This window comes from Azospirillum doebereinerae (assembly GCF_003989665.1).
In the GTDB taxonomy this organism is placed as follows: Bacteria; Pseudomonadota; Alphaproteobacteria; order Azospirillales; family Azospirillaceae; genus Azospirillum; species Azospirillum doebereinerae.
In genome coordinates, this window is the sequence record NZ_RZIJ01000012.1 from 63,177 (window position 1) to 79,290 (window position 16,114).

Sequence of the window (16,114 nt, forward strand, 5' to 3'; positions counted from 1 at the left end):
AGCCCGGTCCCTGGATTCAGGTGACAATTCTCAATTGACGATACGCCACGTGCCGTCGGCCATCAGGCAGGCGGTGCCGAAGCTTGGCTGCGGCCGGCCGCCGATCAGGATCGTGCTCTGGTATTCGCGGCACTGCTGCCCGTTGGCGGATCGGTAGACCGGACCGGTGGGGTCGGCCGCGACGGATGGCGGCGGCGCGTAGACCACGGCGGGCGGCTGCCCGTAGACCACCACCGGCGGGGGCGGCGGCGCGTACATGACCACCGGCGGCGGGCCGTAATGGCGGTGCGGCTCGTAATAGCCATAGGACGGAAAGATCGGCCCTACCCCGATTCCGAACGACACCGACCCGCGCGCGGCGGCGCTGCCCGGAATCGCCAAGGCCATCGCCGCAACGGCCAACGCACCCAGGGCCAAGCCCCGACGCACCGCAGTCATGATCCGTCTCCCGATCGCATCCCGCGATCACACACGTGTACGGGCATCATACACCGGAGCGCGGGGGAGCGACAGGGGGCGGATTCACGTATCCCGGCTCTTCGAACCCGGATGGAGGCCGCTCAGATGTCGAGCGGCAGGTTGTCGGGATCGAAGCCCAACTGCTCGACGATGGCACGGGCCAGCGGCAGGCTGGTCTCGAACCGCCATTCGCGGCGACTGGGCAGGTATTCCGACACGTTGGGACGGCCGTTGGCGAAACGGCGCGGATTCATCTCGTACCAATAGATGTCGCTCAGCGGGACGCCCTGCTCCTGGGCGTAGGCTTCGGCGATGCGTGGCCAGTCGTTCACGGCGGCCTGCGGAGCACCCGGCGTCTTGGCGATGTCGGTCTGTTCCAGGAACGCGACGATGCGCTTTCCCTCACGCTCGAAATCGGCGACGCGGATGGCGGCGGGCGCCTTCCCCTCGCGCTGATAGCTCCATTCACGGTTCTTTTCGACCAAGGCCTTGTCCACGGCTGCTGCTCCAGTTTGCTCCTTCGAAGGCTAGCCGACCGACCGGCCCTCGCCAACTGTTCCGTTGCCCTATCCCGAAAAGTCCTTGAGGACTCGGCAATTTTACGCTTCCGGTATAGACCGGCGGTTACAAAAGCACGAGTGGGATTCTTTGTATACGGGAAATTCCCCCGGCTTGGGCGGGGCCGCTCAATAGCCGGCGGTCATGCCGTCCGGGTTGCGCGGGTCGGAAAAGCCGTACAGCCCGTCGTCGCGGAGCTGAATGGTCTGGGTTCGGCCCATGGTCGGTTTGACCGCGACCTTGTGTCCCTTCTGTTCCAGCAGCTTGACCGTGTCGGGGCTGAGACCCTTTTCCACCCGCAGTTCGTCGGGGGTCCATTGGTGGTGGACGCGCGGCAGGGCGGCGGCCTCGGCCGGGTTCATGGCGAAGTCGATGTGGTCGATCACCGTTTCCAGGGTCGTGGTGATGATCCGGCTGCCGCCGGGGCTGCCGGTGAGCAGCCAGGGCTTGCCGTCCTTCAGCACGATGGTCGGCGACATGGAGCTGAGCGGGCGCTTGAAGGGCTGGACCGCGTTGGCGTCGCCGCCGATCAGCCCGAAGGCGTTGGGGACGCCGGGCTTGGCGGAGAAGTCGTCCATCTCGTTGTTCAGCAGGATGCCGGTCCCCTCGGCGACGATGCCGCTGCCGAAGTTCAGGTTCAGCGTGTAGGTGGTGCTGACCACGTTGCCCTGGGAATCGGCGACCGAGAAATGGGTGGTCTGGTCGCTCTCGTAGGGCGCCGGCTTGCCGGGCTTGATGGTGCTGGCGGGGGTGGCCTTGTCGGGGTCGATCTTCGCCGCCAACTCGTCCGCGTAGGCGCGCGCGGTCAGGCCCTTCACCGGGACCTTGGTGAAGTCCGGGTCGCCCAGATATTCGGAGCGGTCGGCGAAGGCCAGCTTCATCGCCTCGGCCATCAGGTGGATGGTCTGGGCGCTGCCGGCTCCCAGTTCCTTCAACGGGTAGCGTTCCAGGATGTTCAGCATCTGCACGATGTGCACCCCGCCGGAACTGGGCGGCGGCATCGACTTCACCGTGTAGCCCCGGTAGGTCCCGCTGACCGGCTCGCGCTCCACCACCTTGTAGCTTTTGAGGTCGTCGGCGGTGATGAAGCCGTTGTTCTTCGCCATCTCCGCCGCGATCTTCTCGGCGATGGACCCCTCGTAAAAGGCCTTCGCCCCTTGCGCGGCGATCAGTTCCAGCGACTTGGCCAGATCCTCCTGCACCAGCGTCTCGCCGACGCGCAAGGGACGCTCGGCCTTGAAGAAGACCGCGCGGGTGGCGCCCCAGGCTGCCAAGTGGTCGCGCTCGACCTCCAGCAGTCCGGCAAGCTGCGGCGTCACGGCGTAGCCCTCGCGCGCCAGCTTGATCGCGGGGGCGATCACCTCGGCCAGCGGCAGGGTGCCGTATTTTTCCTGGGCGTGGGCTAGGCCGGCGACGGTGCCGGGGATGCCGACCGCCAGATGGGTGTAGAGCGAGCGGTCGGGCACGACCTTGCCCTGCCCGTCCAGATACATGTCGCGGAACGCCTTGGCCGGGGCCATCTCGCGGAAGTCGATGGCGACGTCCCGGCCGCTCTTGGCGTCGTGGACGATCATGAAGCCGCCGCCGCCGAGGTTTCCGGCGTTGGGCAGCACCACCGCCAGCGCGAAGCCGACCGCCACCGCCGCGTCCACCGCGTTGCCGCCGCGCTTGAGCGTGGCGACCCCGACCTCCGTCGCCAGCCGGTGCTCCGACGCGACCATCCCGTTCTGCGCGCGCACGGGATAGAAGATGTCGTAGCCGATGTCGTAGCGGACCGAAGGCTGGGCGGACGCCGTGGGCTGGGCCGGCGCGGACACGGCCTGCGCGAAGCATGGCGCGGACAGGCCGAGCGCCAGCAGGGAGGCCAGCGCGGCGACCGGCAGAAGCCGGGCGGTGGGGGGTGTCATGCCGGGGATCTCCTGAGCGGAACGGGGGACCGGAAACTCAGGATGATACACCCGGCATGGTTGCCGCGCGATTCAACTTCCGCAGAGGGGACACAAGCGCAAAGGGAGAACTCAGCGCAGTTCGGCCATCGGGGCGTAGGCCCTATCGCGCGAGTCCTCTTGGTCGTGATGATCCAGACGGTCCTGGTGGCCGCCGCCCTCCAGTCGTTCCTTCAGCGGGCAATGGCCGCTCATCCCGCGCGCGACCAGCGCCGCGCCGACGAGGCCCATGATCGCGCCGGAAATGCTGGCGCCCTTGCGCAGGCCCCCGGCCGCGACGGCCAGGCCGAGGCCGGTCGAGACGACCCGTTCGCCCATGCCGAGGTTCTGGTTCCCCTGGAAAACGCTGTCGTAGGTGTCACGGATGGTGGATTGGGCGCTCATGGCAACTCCGTTGGTGTGCGTTGCAAACTCGCCTGTTCCAACGGGCGGGCCGCCGTCCGGTTCCATGCCTCTTACGCGCCGAACAGGTCCAACTCCGGATCGGGGGCGCTGTCCGGGTGGGTCAGGTCGGTGCAGCCGATGCCGATCAGGCGAAAGGCACGGCCGTCCGCCTCGCGCTCCAGCAGAGCCATGCCGGCGGCCAGGATGGTCTCGGCCGAACGGGTCGGCTCGACCCGGCGGGAGCGGGTCAGCTGCTGGAAATCCCTGGTCTTCAGCTTCAGCACCACGCTGCGGCCGAGCAGCCCCTCGCGCTCCAGCCGGCGGGCGACCTTCTCGGCCAGCGGGCGGAGTTCCTGGGACAGCGCCGACAGGGTCGTCACGTCCCAGTCGAAGGTCTCCTCCGACGAGACGCTCTTGCTGACCGATTCCGGCTGGACCCGGCGGTTGTCCTCGCCGCGCGAGAAGTTGAACAGCACCCGGCCCATGGCGCCGTAGCGCTTGACCAGCCAATGCTCGTCCTTGTCCTGGAGGTCGCCGACACGGGTGATGCCATCGGTGAACAGCCGGCGTTCCAGCGCCGGGCCGACACCCCACAGGATGGTGACCCGCTTGGGCGCCAGGAAGGCCGCGCCGTCGGCCCGCCCCAGCACCGAGAAGCCGCGCGGCTTGTCGAGATCCGAGGCGATCTTCGCCAGCAGCTTGTTGTAACTGAGGCCGATGGAGGCGGTGATGCGCAGATCCCGCTCGAAACGGTGGACGATTTCGGCCAGGGCCTGGGCCGGGCTGATGCTCAATCGTTCCTCGACGCCGGTCAGGTCGAGATAGGCCTCGTCGATGCTGATCGGCTCGACCAGCGGGGTGAAGGCCTCCATGATGGCGCGGGCTTGGTGGCCGACCTCCTTGTATTTGGCGATGTTGGGCCGGATGATCGTCGCGTCGGGGCAACGGTCCAGCGCCTCGCGGATCGTCATGGCGGAGCGCACCCCCGACATCCGGGCGACGTAGCAGCAGGCGGCGACCACGCCCCGATGGTCGTCGCCGCCGACGATCACCGGCAGGCTCGCCAGTTCGGGCCGGTCGCGCTTCTCCACCGTGGCGTAGAAGCTGTCGCAGTCGATGTGCCCGATGGGCAGGGCGTGCAGTTCCGGATGGCGGAACAGCCGTCGGCTGTCGCATTTCGGGCAGCGCGGCGAATCGCCCCGCACGGCGGCGGCGCAGTCGCGGCAGAGCGCGGATCCGGTCATGACGTGCCGCGCTCCTTTCCCTCCGGCGTTCGGAGCGCAGCCTAGCAAAGCTTGGCTTGGCGGGCCAGCCTTCGGGTACGAAAACGGAACATGGCGGGGCGGTGATGCGGTGGAGGATGGCGTCGAAACAGTGCCCGGCGCTCGCCAGCGGCCCTGCCCCTACGAGGGCGAAAGGAGGGGCTTGGGCGATTTTCGTGGGAAAGCGTCGCGCGCGGCACAATCTGTGGCAAGATGGGGTGTCACGGTCGGCCCGCCAGAAGGGCCGATTCCGACGACGCCTGAAACGGAAGACGGACGCCCAACAGAATGCTGATCGACGCGTATTTGGGATTTCGGGTCGGAGACGTCGTTCTCGACCGCGCGGAGCTCGCGGCAGGATCCGCCACCATCAAGGAAATCCATGTCGTCCCCTGCGACTGGGCGCATGGGCTGACCGGGATCGCCGTGATGGAGAACGGCGCCGAACGCTTCGTGGTTCAGCTCAAGAAGGTCCGCCCGATGGAAGAGGCGGAAACCGAAAGCAACGTCCACCCCCTGCGCCACGGCGTGCGCTGAGGACCGAAATCAGGAGGTCGAAACAGGATTAGCGCCGCGCTCCCCTGTCCGAGGAGTGCGGCGCAAATCTTTGAGTGAGTGCTGAATTCGGTGCTGGATGTCGTCAGTGCGGGGCGGCCCGGCCGGTGTCGACGCGGGCGATGGCCGGCAGGGCGCGCAGGAACGCGGCCCCGGTGTCGGTCGCCTCGAACAACACGTGGCCGCAGCGGTCCTGGCCACGGAAGCGGGCTTCCTTGGCCATGCCGGCGGTGCGCACCGCCTCCGACAGTTCGGAGACGGCCTTCCACACGCGGGCGCGGTGTTCGGCGGCGCTGGCGCAACCCGATCGGTCGGCGACAGCCAGAGTGACGGTGAAGGAATGAAGTTCGATCGCCATGGCGGCACCACAAGAGGATATGTGGATGGGGGGAGTTCTAAGGACTCCCGGATGACTCCGGCCCCTGGGATCGAGAAACTCAGTCGTAACGGGGAAGCTTCGACAGGACAATGTCGCTGATGAGACCGCGCAGCTGGCTGACGGGCAGGTCCTCGACGGGGACCCTTACGGCGCGCGCGTAGGTTTCGCAAACGTGCCAGGCGATGTCCGGTTCCTTCATCATGGACAAGGCCAGATCGTGATCGTCGGCGCTCGCCCGTCCAGGGAGCGTCCTTTCGCAGGCCAGAGCGGTTCGCACCATATCGCTGGCCAGACCGTGCAGATTCATGGATGGCACCTTCCCCGCTGGAGGGGTGATCGTTGGTTACACGAACAACCTAGACGTAGGTGATAGGTTCGGCAACCGGCACCATGGTCGTGGATTGTGACAAAATCCGGAGCCATGGCAAATCTGCCGCACCACTCTGAACCGACCCCCAAGGTCTTTGCGGAAGTGAACATGGGCGCTGCGCGATTATTCCGCCTGTGATTTTTTCGCGGGGCCGGTCCGGCGAATTCGGGAGGACGCGGACGCCCGTCCCCCCTTGATTCACGATGCCGATTCATGACTTCGGCGGCTACGCCTCAGGTCTTGATCAGCCCGCCCGGTTCGGGCGTCGTCGTCGCGGGTGGGTTGGGTGTCGCGGGCGCCGTCGGACGCAAGCCCTCGACCGCGCGTTTCAGCGCGTCCCAACCGGCCCCGGCGGTGCTGCGCGCCTCGTTCGCCGCGCTGGTGATGGCGGCGCACAGCGCGGCGCGGCGCTTGGGATCGTCGCGGCTGGCCTCGACCTCGCGCGCCACGTCGTCGGTCGTCCTGCCGGCTTCGGCATCGGATTGGGACGGCGGCGTTTTGGGATCGATGCCCAGCAGCGGCAGCAGATACTCGCGCCCCTTCTCGCGGGCGACCGCCACGGCGCGGTCGCCGAGCCACGCCGCGGCGGCCATGCCGCTGTCCCAGGTGCCGAGCGCCGCCGACACCGTCGGGCTGCAGTTCCCGGCCGGATCGGCGGCGGTCCCCGGCCCGGCGCCTTGCGCCTTGGCGGCCATCGGCGCCAGGGCAAGCAGAGCGGCGATGGACAAGGCGGCGGTCGTGGTGGCGCGTGCGGTCTTCATGTCTGGCGATCCCTGTTCAACGGCCCCGCACATGTGGGATGGACCCCCGCCCCTGTCCATGGCCCGCCCCGCCCATGGGAAGCCCGCGCGAGACCGCGCCGCCGCGCCGGGCAGCTTTGTGACGAAACGATGACAGCCGCCGCTGCACCGCGGCGCGAAGCGTGCTATGAGCAGCCCGTTCGTTCACGCCCACACAATGAGAAATCGTCCCATGCTGCTCCGCGCATTCCGTTCGCTGATGCCGAAGGAGGAACGCTTCGTCGACCAGTTCGTCGAGCAGGCCCGCCACATCGTGGCCGCCGCCGCCGCGCTGGAAGCGGTCATGGACGCCCCGCCGGACGAGCGCCCGCAACGCGTCGCCGCGCTGAAGAAGGTCGAGAAGGACGCCGACCACATCGCCAAGGACGCCGGGCGCGACCTGCACCGCGCCTTCATCACGCCGTTCGACCGCTCCGACATCCTGTCGCTGATCAACGCGCTGGACGACGCCATCGACCTGATGGACGAGGTTCCGCGCCACGCCGGCCTCTACGGGATCACCGAATTCGACGCGCCGATGCGGAATTTCGTCACGTTGATCCGGCAGCAGGGCGACCTGCTGGTCGAGCTGATGCCGCTGCTGGGCGCCATCGCCCGCAACGCCGACCGCATCGGCCAGCTCTGCGACCGCTTGTCGGAGATCGAGGACCGGGCCGACGACATCCTGCGCAACGCGCTCCAGACGTTGATCGCCGAACGCCCGGACATGATCGCCTTCCTCGGCCGGCGCGAGCTGTACGAGATGCTGGAGGCCGTGACCGACCGCTGCGACGACGTCGGCGATCTGGTCGCGGGCATCACGCTCGATCAGGTCTGAGACCCGCCCGATGGACGCCCTGCAACTCGGCCTGCCGGCGCTCGCCTTCATCATCGTGGTGGCGCTGGCCTTCGACTTCATCAACGGCCTGCACGACGCGGCGAACTCCATCGCCACGGTGGTGTCGACCCGCGTGCTGTCCCCGAAACTGGCCGTCGCCTGGGCGGCCTTCTTCAACTTCATCGCCTTCCTGTTCTTCGGCCTGCACGTCGCCACCACCATCGGCACCGGGCTGGTCCAGCCCTCGGTGATCGACCCGGCGGTGATCCTGGGGGCGCTGACCGGCGCCATCGGTTGGAACGTGTTCACGTGGTGGCTGGGACTGCCGTCCTCCTCCTCCCACGCGCTGGTCGGCGGGCTGGCCGGGGCCGGCATCGCCAAGGCGGGGACCGGCGCCATCGTCGGCAGCGGCTTCTTCAAGACCGCCATCGCCATCGTGCTGTCGCCGACCATCGGCCTGGTGCTGGCGCTGCTGATGGTGCTCATCCTGTCCTGGGCGCTGCGCAAGGCGCCGCCCTTCGCGGTGGACCGCCAGTTCCGCCACTGGCAGTTGGTCTCCGCCGCGCTCTACAGCCTGGGCCATGGCGGCAACGACGCGCAGAAGACGATGGGCATCATCGCCGTTCTGCTGTTCAGCCAGGGCATGCTGGGCGAGACCTTCTACGTTCCCTTCTGGGTCATCCTGGCCTGTCAGGCGGCGATGGGGCTGGGCACGCTGATGGGCGGCTGGCGCATCGTCCGCACCATGGGGTCGCGCATCACCGACCTGAAACCCTATCAGGGCTTCTGCGCGGAGACGGCCGGCGCCATCACGCTGTTCGGCGCCACGTGGCTGGGAATCCCGGTCTCGACCACCCACACCATCACCGGCGCCATCGTCGGAGTCGGGTCCGCCCGCCGCACCTCGGCGGTGCGCTGGGGGCTGGCGGGCCGAATCGTCTGGGCTTGGGTGCTGACGATTCCGGCCTCGGGCGCGGTCGCCTACGTCGCCTACCTCGTCGCGGCGGCGATTCTGCTGTCCTAGAGGATTAAAAACAGGCGTGCGAACGGGTTGGACCGTTCGCACGCAAGCATGGCCTTGACCCGGAGCGGCGGGAACGGCAGAATCACCGGGGTCGAGATAGGACACCGGTCATGCCGCACATCGAGCGCACCGATCAAGGCGAGCAGTATGTTCTTCCGGGCACCGAGCGCCGGACGGCCCCCGGTTTGCCGTACGCCGCCGAGCCCAACGGTCAATTGACCCTGCATTTCTACGCCCCGCCCGGCGAGGAGGAGCGCCGCTCCCGTCCGGTCTCCGCGGCGCCCGCGACCGAAAAGGCGCGCGGCAAATCCGGCACCGCGTCGGCCGCCGGTCTGTTCGGCCGCCGTCTGGCCCATTTCCCGCACGTCTTCGATCCGGTCTGAGCGTCGCCCGCACCAAGGGCTTTGAAACACCGGCCCATGCGTCCTCGGGGATGACGGCCGGAAAGGCCGGCTTCAAAGCCGTCGTCATCGCTTCCGGCGCGACTTTCCAGACCCGAATCCTCAGGCCCCCGGCGCGTGCGCGCCCGCCATCGCCTTCGCCGTTTCCCGCAGCAGACGCTCCCGGTCATAGGGCTTGCCGATGTGGCCGTCCATGCCGGCGCGACGGCAGTCGTCGATCTCCTCCGGCATGTTGCCGGCGGTCAGCGCCAAAATCGGCACGCGGCCACGCGGCGACGGCATTGCCCGGATGATGCGGGTCGCTTCCAGCCCATCCATGCCCGGCATGTGGACGTCCATCAAAACGAGGTCGTAATCGGCCGCGCGCAACGCCTCCACCGCCGCCCGGCCGTCGGCGACGAGGTCCAGGCTGTAGCCGCTCGACCGGAAAATGGCGGCCAGAAGTTCGCGGTTCATGTCCAGATCCTCGGCGATCAGCAGGCGCGGCTTGCGGACCGAAGACGAAGCGGGGGGCGTGGATTCGGTCATCGGCGCGTCCATGATCGTTGCGGCGGGCGCGGTGGAGGATGGAGCGAAAGGCGTGTCGGACGGATGGCGTTCCGCCGCGATGCGGTCCAGATGCCGTTTCAGATCCGCGCTGGCGTAGGGTTTGGCGACCATGGCGATGTCCGCCGCCACATCGTCGCCGGCCCCCACCGCGTGGGCGGCGAAGCCGGAGGTGAGCAGGATCGGCAGGCCCGGACGCAGGCGCCTCGCGTGCTTGGCCAGTTCGGTGCCGGGCATTCCCGGCGGCATCACCACGTCGCTGAACAGCAGATCCAGCGGCTCGGTTCCGCTCAGCACGACCAGCGCCTCGTTGGCGTTGGCGGCGAGCGTCACCCGGTGCCCCCAGGATTGCAGCAGCATGGCCGCGCCTTCGCGGATCGACGGGTCGTCGTCCACCACCAGGATGCGCATCGGTGCGCGCCGCTCGGCGGCTGGCGGCGGGGCGGCCGGGATGTTGGGCGGCAGAACACGCGCGCCGGGCAGCCGGGCCGTCACCGTGGTGCCGACGCCCAGCGTGCTGCGCAGCGCCAGGGTTCCGCCATGCAGTTCGACCAGACGGCGCGTCAGCGGCAGGCCGAGTCCGGTCCCCTCGATCCGGCGGTTCGCCGCCGTGTCGGCCCGCCCGAACGGCTCCATCACCCGGTCGATGTCCTCGGCCGGAATGCCGAGTCCGGTGTCGGTGACGCGGATCTCCAGCGCCCCCGCCTCCATCCCGGCGGTCACGGTGACCGACCCGCCGGACGGCGTGTACTTCACCGCGTTGGCGATCAGGTTCAGCAGGATCTGGCGCAGCCGCCGCTCGTCGGCGCGCAGCGACCGCACGGACGGTGCGACCGACACCGCCAGCGTCACCCCCGCCCGCTCGGCGCGCGGGGTCAACATGCGGACGGCGAAGGTCGCGGCGGCGTCGAGATCGACGGTCGTCTCCTCGATCTTCAGACAGCCGGCCTCGGCCTGCGCGTGGTCGAGGATCTCGTTGATCAGCTCCAGCAAATGCTGCCCCGAATCGCGAACGTTCAAGGCGAAGCGCTTGTAGACCGGCGTGCCGACCGGCCCTTCCGCCTCGCGCGCGATGAGGTCGGAGAAGCCGATCACGGCGTTCAACGGCGTGCGCAACTCGTGGCTCAGCCCGGCGAGGAACTCTCCCTTGCCCCGGTTGGCCGATTCGGCCACCTCCTTGGCGCGTTTCAACTCGGCGGCCAAACGGGTGACCTGGTCGCGTTCGGCGCCAGCCTGCTCGGCCGAGGCCCGCGCCTCGGTCAGTTGGATCTGCGTCCGCCGTTCCCGGTCGAGGTATCGCAGCCCCCAGCCCATGGTCAGCAGGATCACGAGGCTGGCGAGCAGCGCCTCGGCCGCCATGTAGGCCGAGCGGGTGCGCCATTCGGCGAAGGCTTCGGCCTCGTCGATGCCGGTCAGCACGATCAGGCCGTAATCCCGCATCGTCCGGTAGGCGGCGATCCGCGAGGTTCCGTCGAGCACGGAGGGCGAGATGTACAGGCCCTCCGGCGCTTCCTTCAACTTGGTCTTGAACAGCAGCCCGTCGGCGACGCTGCGCCCGACCATCTCGCGCATGTTGGGCCGCCGGGCGACCACGTCGCCGTTGGGCCGGTAGACGCCGATCAGCGGGTTGTAGTCGAAGCCGAGCAGATCATAGAAGTCGGTCAGGTAATCGACGCTGATCCCCGCCGCGACGACGCCGATGAACGTTCCGTCCTGGTCACGCAAGGGGCGCGAGATGGTGAAGATCATCCGCTTCTCGGCGGTGCGGCCGATCACCGCCGGGCCGATGAACAGACGGTCGCTTTCCCGCGAGGCGCGGAAATAGTCGCGGTCGGCGACATCCGCCGAGCGTCCGGGGTAGCTGAGCGACTCCATGACCGAGCGGCCCTCGGCGTCGAAGATCCAGATCGTCTCGCCGCCGTCGACGTGGGCGGCGGCCTCGCGCAGGCGCATCCAATGGTCCATGTCGCGGATGGCGTCGATGCCGCCGGCCTCGGCCACCATCCCCGCCGTCTGGTCGAGCGAAATGGCAGCGCCACGGATCGCGCGGTGGACGTGTTCCTCCACCACTTTCGACATGTCGCGCACCAGGGAGTAGCGCCGCTGCAAGGTATCCTGGTAGTCACGATACGCCATGTGCGCCGCGTTCCCCGCCATCGCGGACAGCACGATCGTCACGACAAAAGCGCCTCGAACGAAGCGACTCACCGCGCCCCCATGTGGATGGTCAACCGGAAACGCGCCGGGATAATTCGGTTCCAAACTATCACAGACGGGCCGGAGGCGCTTGCGCCAAATCCACCGCACCGCAGCATGCAGCCCCTCGCCGGACGCGGCGCCGAACCGGTCGGCCGCTCAGCGGCGGGTTTCCTCGGCCAGCAGATCGAGGAACAGCGCGACCATCGGCTCGGCCTTCGACTCCGGGACCGTCGCCGCCTGGAACAGGGCCTTGGTGCCGAAGAGGTCGGGCCGGATCGCCCGCAGCCGTCCGGCTTGCGCGTCGGGGGCGGCGTAATGGTCGGGCAGATAGCCCAGATAGGCTCCCGACAGGATCAGCCGCGCCGTCGATTCCATGTCGCTGACCACCGCGCGCGGCGCGGCGATGGCGAAGACCTTCAGGTCGCGCAGGCCCCAATAGCTGCGGGCGACGATGCGGTGCTGGCGCACCAGCTCGATGGTGATGCCGGCATCCTCGGCCGCGAACAAGGGGTGTTCCCGCCCGCAATAGAGGTTCTGCTGCTCGGTGTAGAGATCGGTGTAGTCCAGCCCCAGCGCGACGCGCGGGAAGCTGCCGATGGCGATCTGCAACTGGCGGGACACCACGTCGCGCAGCAGCTCGCTGGGCGGCCGGGTGACGATGGAGACGACCACCTCCGGCGCCGCCTCGGCGAAGCGGGCGAAGACGCGCTCCAGCGGCAGGTGGGGGTCGGTGATGGTGTTGTCGACGATGCCCAGCGTCAGCGTCCCCGACATGCGGTTCTGCAAGGCCCGCGCCCGCTGCTCGAAGCGGTCGAGCGCCAGGAACAGGTGGCGCGCCTCCTCGTAGATGGCGTTGCCCTCGGCGGTCAGGGCGAAGCCGGCGCGGCCCCGGCGGCACAGCGTCAGCCCCAGCCGGCCTTCCAGCGCCGCCATGTGGCTGGAGATCGTCGGCAGCGACAGGTTCAGCTCGCTTTGGGCGGCGGCGAATCCGCCGGATTCGGCGATGGTCAGGAAGATGCGCAGCAGGCGCAGGTCGGTGGTGTCCACATGCATCGCGCCACTGTGACGACGCCGCCGGCCGGCTGCAAGCTTGGCCGCGAGGCTTCCGGTTCCTTCGCCCCGCGCCCGGCGCTATCCTGTGCGGCGGAGGATCGGGGATGGCGAAGGGCTTTCACGGGCGGATCGGCGACGTCGATTTGCGGCTGCTGCGGGTGTTCCGCGCGGTGGTGGCGAATGGCGGCTTCGCCGCTGCCCAGGTCGAGCTGAACGTCGGTCGCTCCACCATCAGCAAGCACATGGCCGACCTGGAGGACCGCCTCGGCCTGACCTTGTGCCGCCGGGGCCGCGCCGGTTTCGAACTGACCGAGCACGGCGCCGCCCTCCACGCCCACGCCGAGCAGCTCCTGAAGTCGCTGGACGATTTCCGCGCCCAGGTCAGCGGCCTGCACACCGATCTGGTGGGGGAACTGCGCATCGGGCTGATGGACCACATGGTCGGCGACCCGGCGACTCCGGTGGTGCCGGCCCTGACCCGGCTGGCCGCCCGCGCGCCGGCCGTGACGCTGAACCTGTCGATCCTGGCGCCCGACGCGGTGGAGGCGGCGCTGCTCGACAACCGCCTGCACGTCGGCGTCCTGCCCGAGCGCGAGCGGCGCCAGCCCGGCCTGACCTACCGCCCGCTCTACGCGGAGGATTGCTGCCTCTATTGCGGCCCCGGCCACCCGCTGTTCGAGCGCGCCGCCGACGCGCCGGTGGAGTCGCTGCTGGAGCACGCCTACGCCTCGCTCAGCTATTCGGAGAGCCAGCATCTGGCCGCGCTGTTCGGAACGGGCTGGGCGCCGGTGTCGATCACCGCGACCGCCCGCCAGATCGAGGCCATCGCCTTCCTGCTGCTGACCGGGCGTTATCTGGGGTTCCTGCCGCGCCATGTCGGCGCCGGCTGGGAGCGCGACGGGCGGTTGCGCGCGGTGCGGCCCGACGCGACGACGATCTCCACCGGCATGCTGGCGGCGACCCACGCGACCCGGCCCGACACCGCCGTGCTGCGCGCCTTCCTGGCCGAACTGGGCACCGCCTCCGCGCCGAAAGGTGCACCGGCCTTCACCTGAACGCCGACGAACCGACGTTTTTCCGCCGCGCCGCCCCGCCTACCCTTTGTTCAACGAAACAATCATCGAACAGGGGTCCGGGTCATGAGCATCTTCGGCGCGGTCGATTTCATGGAGCATGAGCAGGTCGTCTTCGTGAACGAACCCTCGGTCGGGCTGAAGGCGATCGTCGCGATCCACAACACCAGCCGTGGTCCCGCCTTCGGCGGCTGCCGCATGCACCCCTACGCCTCGGAGGAGGAGGCGGTGCGCGACGTGCTGCGGCTGTCGCGCGGCATGACCTACAAGGCGGCGATCACCCGCCTGCCCTACGGCGGCGGCAAGTCGGTCATCATCGGCGACCCGGCCCGCGACAAGACCCCGGAGCTGCTGCGCGCCATGGGCCGCGCCGTCGCGACGCTTCAGGGCCGTTACATCATGGCCGACGACGTCGGCACCACCGTGCGCGACATGGAGGTGATCCGCACCGTCACCCCCTACGCCGCCGGCCTGCCCGACGCGTCCGGCGAGCCCTGCCCGGCCACCGCCTATGGCGTGTTCCAGGGCCTCCTCGCCACCGCCGCGCACCGCTTCGGCCGCAGCGATCTTGAGGGGATGAGCGTCGCCGTGCAGGGGTTGGGCAGCGTCGGGTTCCGGCTCTGCCGCTACTTGCACGCGGCCGGCGCCGCGCTGACCGTCAGCGACGTGCGGGAGGACCGCATGGCGGAGGCCGCCGCGCGGTTCGGTGCCCGGACGGTCGCGGCGTCGGAGATCCTGTTCGCCGAGGCCGACGTCCTGTCGCCCAACGCGCTGGGCGCGGTGTTCGACGACGCGACGATCCCCCGCCTGCGCTGCAAGGCGGTGTGCGGCGCGGCGAACAACCAGCTCGCCGACGAGGGGCATGGGCTGGCGCTGCACCGGCGCGGGATTCTCTACGCTCCGGATTTCGTGGTCAGCGCCGGCGGGCTGATCGACGTGGCGCATGAGGGGCCGGGCTACGACCCCGCCACCGTGCTGGCCGATTGCGAGCGCATTCGCGGCATCGCCCTGGACATCTTCCAGCGCGCCGAGCGCGAGAACCAGCCGACCAGCCGCACCGCCCTGCGCATGGCGGAGGAGAACTTCACGGTGGGGGCGGCGCGGCGGGCGGCGTGAGAGGTGGAGGAGGCGTTTTGCCCCCTCCCTATCCCTCCCCCGCTGCGCGGGAGAGGGGACCGGACGCTTGTCGGCGTTCGGCGGAGTTCCCTCTCCCGCCAACGGCGGGGGAGGGTCAGGGAGGGGGCAAGCGCACCCTTGCCGTCAGGCCACCGACCGCAGCCGCACGGCGCTGAGGTCCTCGATGCTGACCACCGGCATGCCGTGCTCCAGCGCAAAGGCCACCAGCTCCGGCAGACGGGCCATGGTTCCGTCCGGATTCATCACCTCGCACAACACGCCGGCCGGCTTGCGCCCGGCCCGCCGCATCAGCTCGATGGTCGCCTCGCTGTGGCCCCGGCGGACCGCCAGCCCGCCCGGATGCGCCCGGATCGGGAAGACGTGGCCGGGACGGCTCAACTCCTCCGGACGGCAATCGTCGGCAATGGCCGTGCGGATGGTCGTAACCCGGTCGGCGGCGGACACCCCGGTCGTCACCCCGTCGCGCGCTTCGATCGACACGGTGAAGGCCGTGCCGAAGCGGGAGCTGTTCGACGCCGCCATCGGCGCCAGTTCCAGCCGCTTGGTCCGCTCGTCGGTCAGGATCAGGCAGACGATGCCCGAGCAGGCGCGGATGAGCAGGGCCATCTGCTCCACCGTGATCCCGTCGGCCGGGTAGATGATGTCGCCCTCGTTCTCGCGGTCCTCGTCATCGACGACGACGACACCTCCGCCTTGGCGGATGGAGTCCACCGCGCGGGCCACGCGCTCGTCCGGCGTGCCGAAACGGGCGAGAAGGCTGTCCTGATTGTGGACCGAAGGCTGGTCCTGGGTCTGGTTGATGATCTGATTCATGACACTCACTCCAGTTATGGGCGAGCCTGAATCAGGGCGCAAAGAGACGACGCGACGGAGACGGAATCCCGGCCGCGTCGGCGCAGGCCATCGCTCTCACCCCCGTGGAACGGGGGATCCCGCGCATGACCGGCTCATTCTCTTTCATCCGGACTGTAACCGTCGGCCCCGGCTTCGCACCGGATCTGCTGACCCCATGGCCGGTGGGCCATGGGCGCTCGCGGGCTCCCCTTCCGTGGAAGGATTACCGCCGGTCGGGATTTTCACCCTGCCCTGAGAACAAGCGATGTGCCGCCGCCCGGCATGGGCGGCGACACACGTCAGCTATCGACAGAAAC

17 protein-coding genes and 1 riboswitch are annotated in these 16,114 nt (G+C 69.0%); of the genes, 6 read left to right on the plus strand and 11 right to left on the minus strand.

Annotated elements, in window-relative coordinates:
- Positions 1-30 precede the first annotated feature (30 nt).
- The 5 genes from EJ913_RS15940 to EJ913_RS15960 all read right to left on the minus strand — a co-directional run bounded on the left by EJ913_RS15940 (position 31) and on the right by EJ913_RS15960 (position 4,591).
- Positions 31-438, minus strand: a complete 408-nt coding sequence (locus EJ913_RS15940) for an RT0821/Lpp0805 family surface protein (RefSeq protein ID WP_126999588.1) — start codon at positions 436-438, stop codon at positions 31-33.
- Positions 439-560: 122 nt separating this feature from the next.
- Positions 561-956 carry a hypothetical protein gene (locus tag EJ913_RS15945; RefSeq protein ID WP_126999590.1) on the minus strand — a complete coding sequence of 132 codons (396 nt, stop codon included), beginning with the start codon at positions 954-956 and terminating at the stop codon, positions 561-563.
- 189 nt (positions 957-1,145) lie between these two features.
- Entirely contained in the window at positions 1,146-2,924 is a 1,779-nt protein-coding gene (ggt, locus tag EJ913_RS15950) for a gamma-glutamyltransferase (protein ID WP_126999592.1), read from the minus strand.
- A gap of 111 nt (positions 2,925-3,035) precedes the next feature.
- On the minus strand, positions 3,036-3,347 hold the full coding sequence (locus EJ913_RS15955; protein WP_126999594.1) for a YgaP family membrane protein: 312 nt from the start codon (positions 3,345-3,347) through the stop codon (positions 3,036-3,038).
- Positions 3,348-3,418: 71 nt separating this feature from the next.
- A complete protein-coding gene (locus tag EJ913_RS15960; RefSeq protein ID WP_126999596.1) occupies positions 3,419-4,591 on the minus strand; it encodes a DNA polymerase IV in 1,173 nt (390 codons plus the stop codon).
- A 306-nt stretch (positions 4,592-4,897) separates the two neighbouring features.
- On the opposite strand from EJ913_RS15960, the gene EJ913_RS15965 reads away from it, so the two are divergent.
- On the plus strand, positions 4,898-5,146 hold the full coding sequence (locus tag EJ913_RS15965; protein WP_126999598.1) for a hypothetical protein: 249 nt from the start codon (positions 4,898-4,900) through the stop codon (positions 5,144-5,146).
- A 103-nt stretch (positions 5,147-5,249) separates the two neighbouring features.
- Here the strand turns inward: EJ913_RS15965 and EJ913_RS15970 are convergent, their stop codons facing one another.
- The 3 genes from EJ913_RS15970 to EJ913_RS15980 form a co-directional block, all read right to left on the minus strand.
- Complete coding sequence (locus tag EJ913_RS15970; protein ID WP_126999600.1) at positions 5,250-5,522, minus strand: hypothetical protein; 273 nt, start codon at positions 5,520-5,522, stop codon at positions 5,250-5,252.
- Positions 5,523-5,601: 79 nt separating this feature from the next.
- The gene (locus tag EJ913_RS15975; RefSeq protein ID WP_126999602.1) at positions 5,602-5,850 is read right to left on the minus strand and encodes a hypothetical protein; all 249 of its coding nucleotides are present in this window, start codon (positions 5,848-5,850) and stop codon (positions 5,602-5,604) included.
- Positions 5,851-6,146: 296 nt separating this feature from the next.
- Entirely contained in the window at positions 6,147-6,674 is a 528-nt protein-coding gene (locus tag EJ913_RS15980; RefSeq protein WP_126999604.1) for a hypothetical protein, read from the minus strand.
- A 211-nt stretch (positions 6,675-6,885) separates the two neighbouring features.
- Between EJ913_RS15980 and EJ913_RS15985 the strand changes: the two genes are divergently transcribed.
- The 3 genes from EJ913_RS15985 to EJ913_RS15995 all read left to right on the plus strand — a co-directional run bounded on the left by EJ913_RS15985 (position 6,886) and on the right by EJ913_RS15995 (position 8,937).
- Positions 6,886-7,530, plus strand: a complete 645-nt coding sequence (locus EJ913_RS15985; protein WP_126999606.1) for a DUF47 domain-containing protein — start codon at positions 6,886-6,888, stop codon at positions 7,528-7,530.
- 10 nt (positions 7,531-7,540) lie between these two features.
- The gene (locus EJ913_RS15990; RefSeq protein ID WP_126999608.1) at positions 7,541-8,554 is read left to right on the plus strand and encodes an inorganic phosphate transporter; all 1,014 of its coding nucleotides are present in this window, start codon (positions 7,541-7,543) and stop codon (positions 8,552-8,554) included.
- Between the two features lie 110 nt (positions 8,555-8,664).
- Entirely contained in the window at positions 8,665-8,937 is a 273-nt protein-coding gene (locus tag EJ913_RS15995) for a hypothetical protein (RefSeq protein ID WP_126999610.1), read from the plus strand.
- 120 nt (positions 8,938-9,057) lie between these two features.
- Here EJ913_RS15995 and EJ913_RS16000 read toward each other — a convergent pair whose 3' ends face one another.
- Both EJ913_RS16000 and EJ913_RS16005 read right to left on the minus strand, forming a co-directional pair.
- Positions 9,058-11,679, minus strand: a complete 2,622-nt coding sequence (locus EJ913_RS16000; RefSeq protein ID WP_244939375.1) for a response regulator — start codon at positions 11,677-11,679, stop codon at positions 9,058-9,060.
- A gap of 177 nt (positions 11,680-11,856) precedes the next feature.
- On the minus strand, positions 11,857-12,753 hold the full coding sequence (locus tag EJ913_RS16005) for a LysR family transcriptional regulator (RefSeq protein ID WP_126999614.1): 897 nt from the start codon (positions 12,751-12,753) through the stop codon (positions 11,857-11,859).
- A 104-nt stretch (positions 12,754-12,857) separates the two neighbouring features.
- Between EJ913_RS16005 and EJ913_RS16010 the strand changes: the two genes are divergently transcribed.
- Positions 12,858-13,808 carry a LysR family transcriptional regulator gene (locus tag EJ913_RS16010; protein ID WP_126999616.1) on the plus strand — a complete coding sequence of 317 codons (951 nt, stop codon included), beginning with the start codon at positions 12,858-12,860 and terminating at the stop codon, positions 13,806-13,808.
- Between the two features lie 84 nt (positions 13,809-13,892).
- Positions 13,893-14,942: a Leu/Phe/Val dehydrogenase gene (locus tag EJ913_RS16015; RefSeq protein ID WP_126999618.1), complete on the plus strand. Its 1,050-nt coding sequence runs from the start codon at positions 13,893-13,895 to the stop codon at positions 14,940-14,942.
- A gap of 144 nt (positions 14,943-15,086) precedes the next feature.
- Here the strand turns inward: EJ913_RS16015 and ribB are convergent, their stop codons facing one another.
- Complete coding sequence (gene ribB, locus EJ913_RS16020; RefSeq protein ID WP_126999620.1) at positions 15,087-15,776, minus strand: 3,4-dihydroxy-2-butanone-4-phosphate synthase; 690 nt, start codon at positions 15,774-15,776, stop codon at positions 15,087-15,089.
- Between the two features lie 132 nt (positions 15,777-15,908).
- A riboswitch (FMN riboswitch) is annotated at positions 15,909-16,061 on the minus strand.
- Positions 16,062-16,114: the final 53 nt, after the last annotated feature.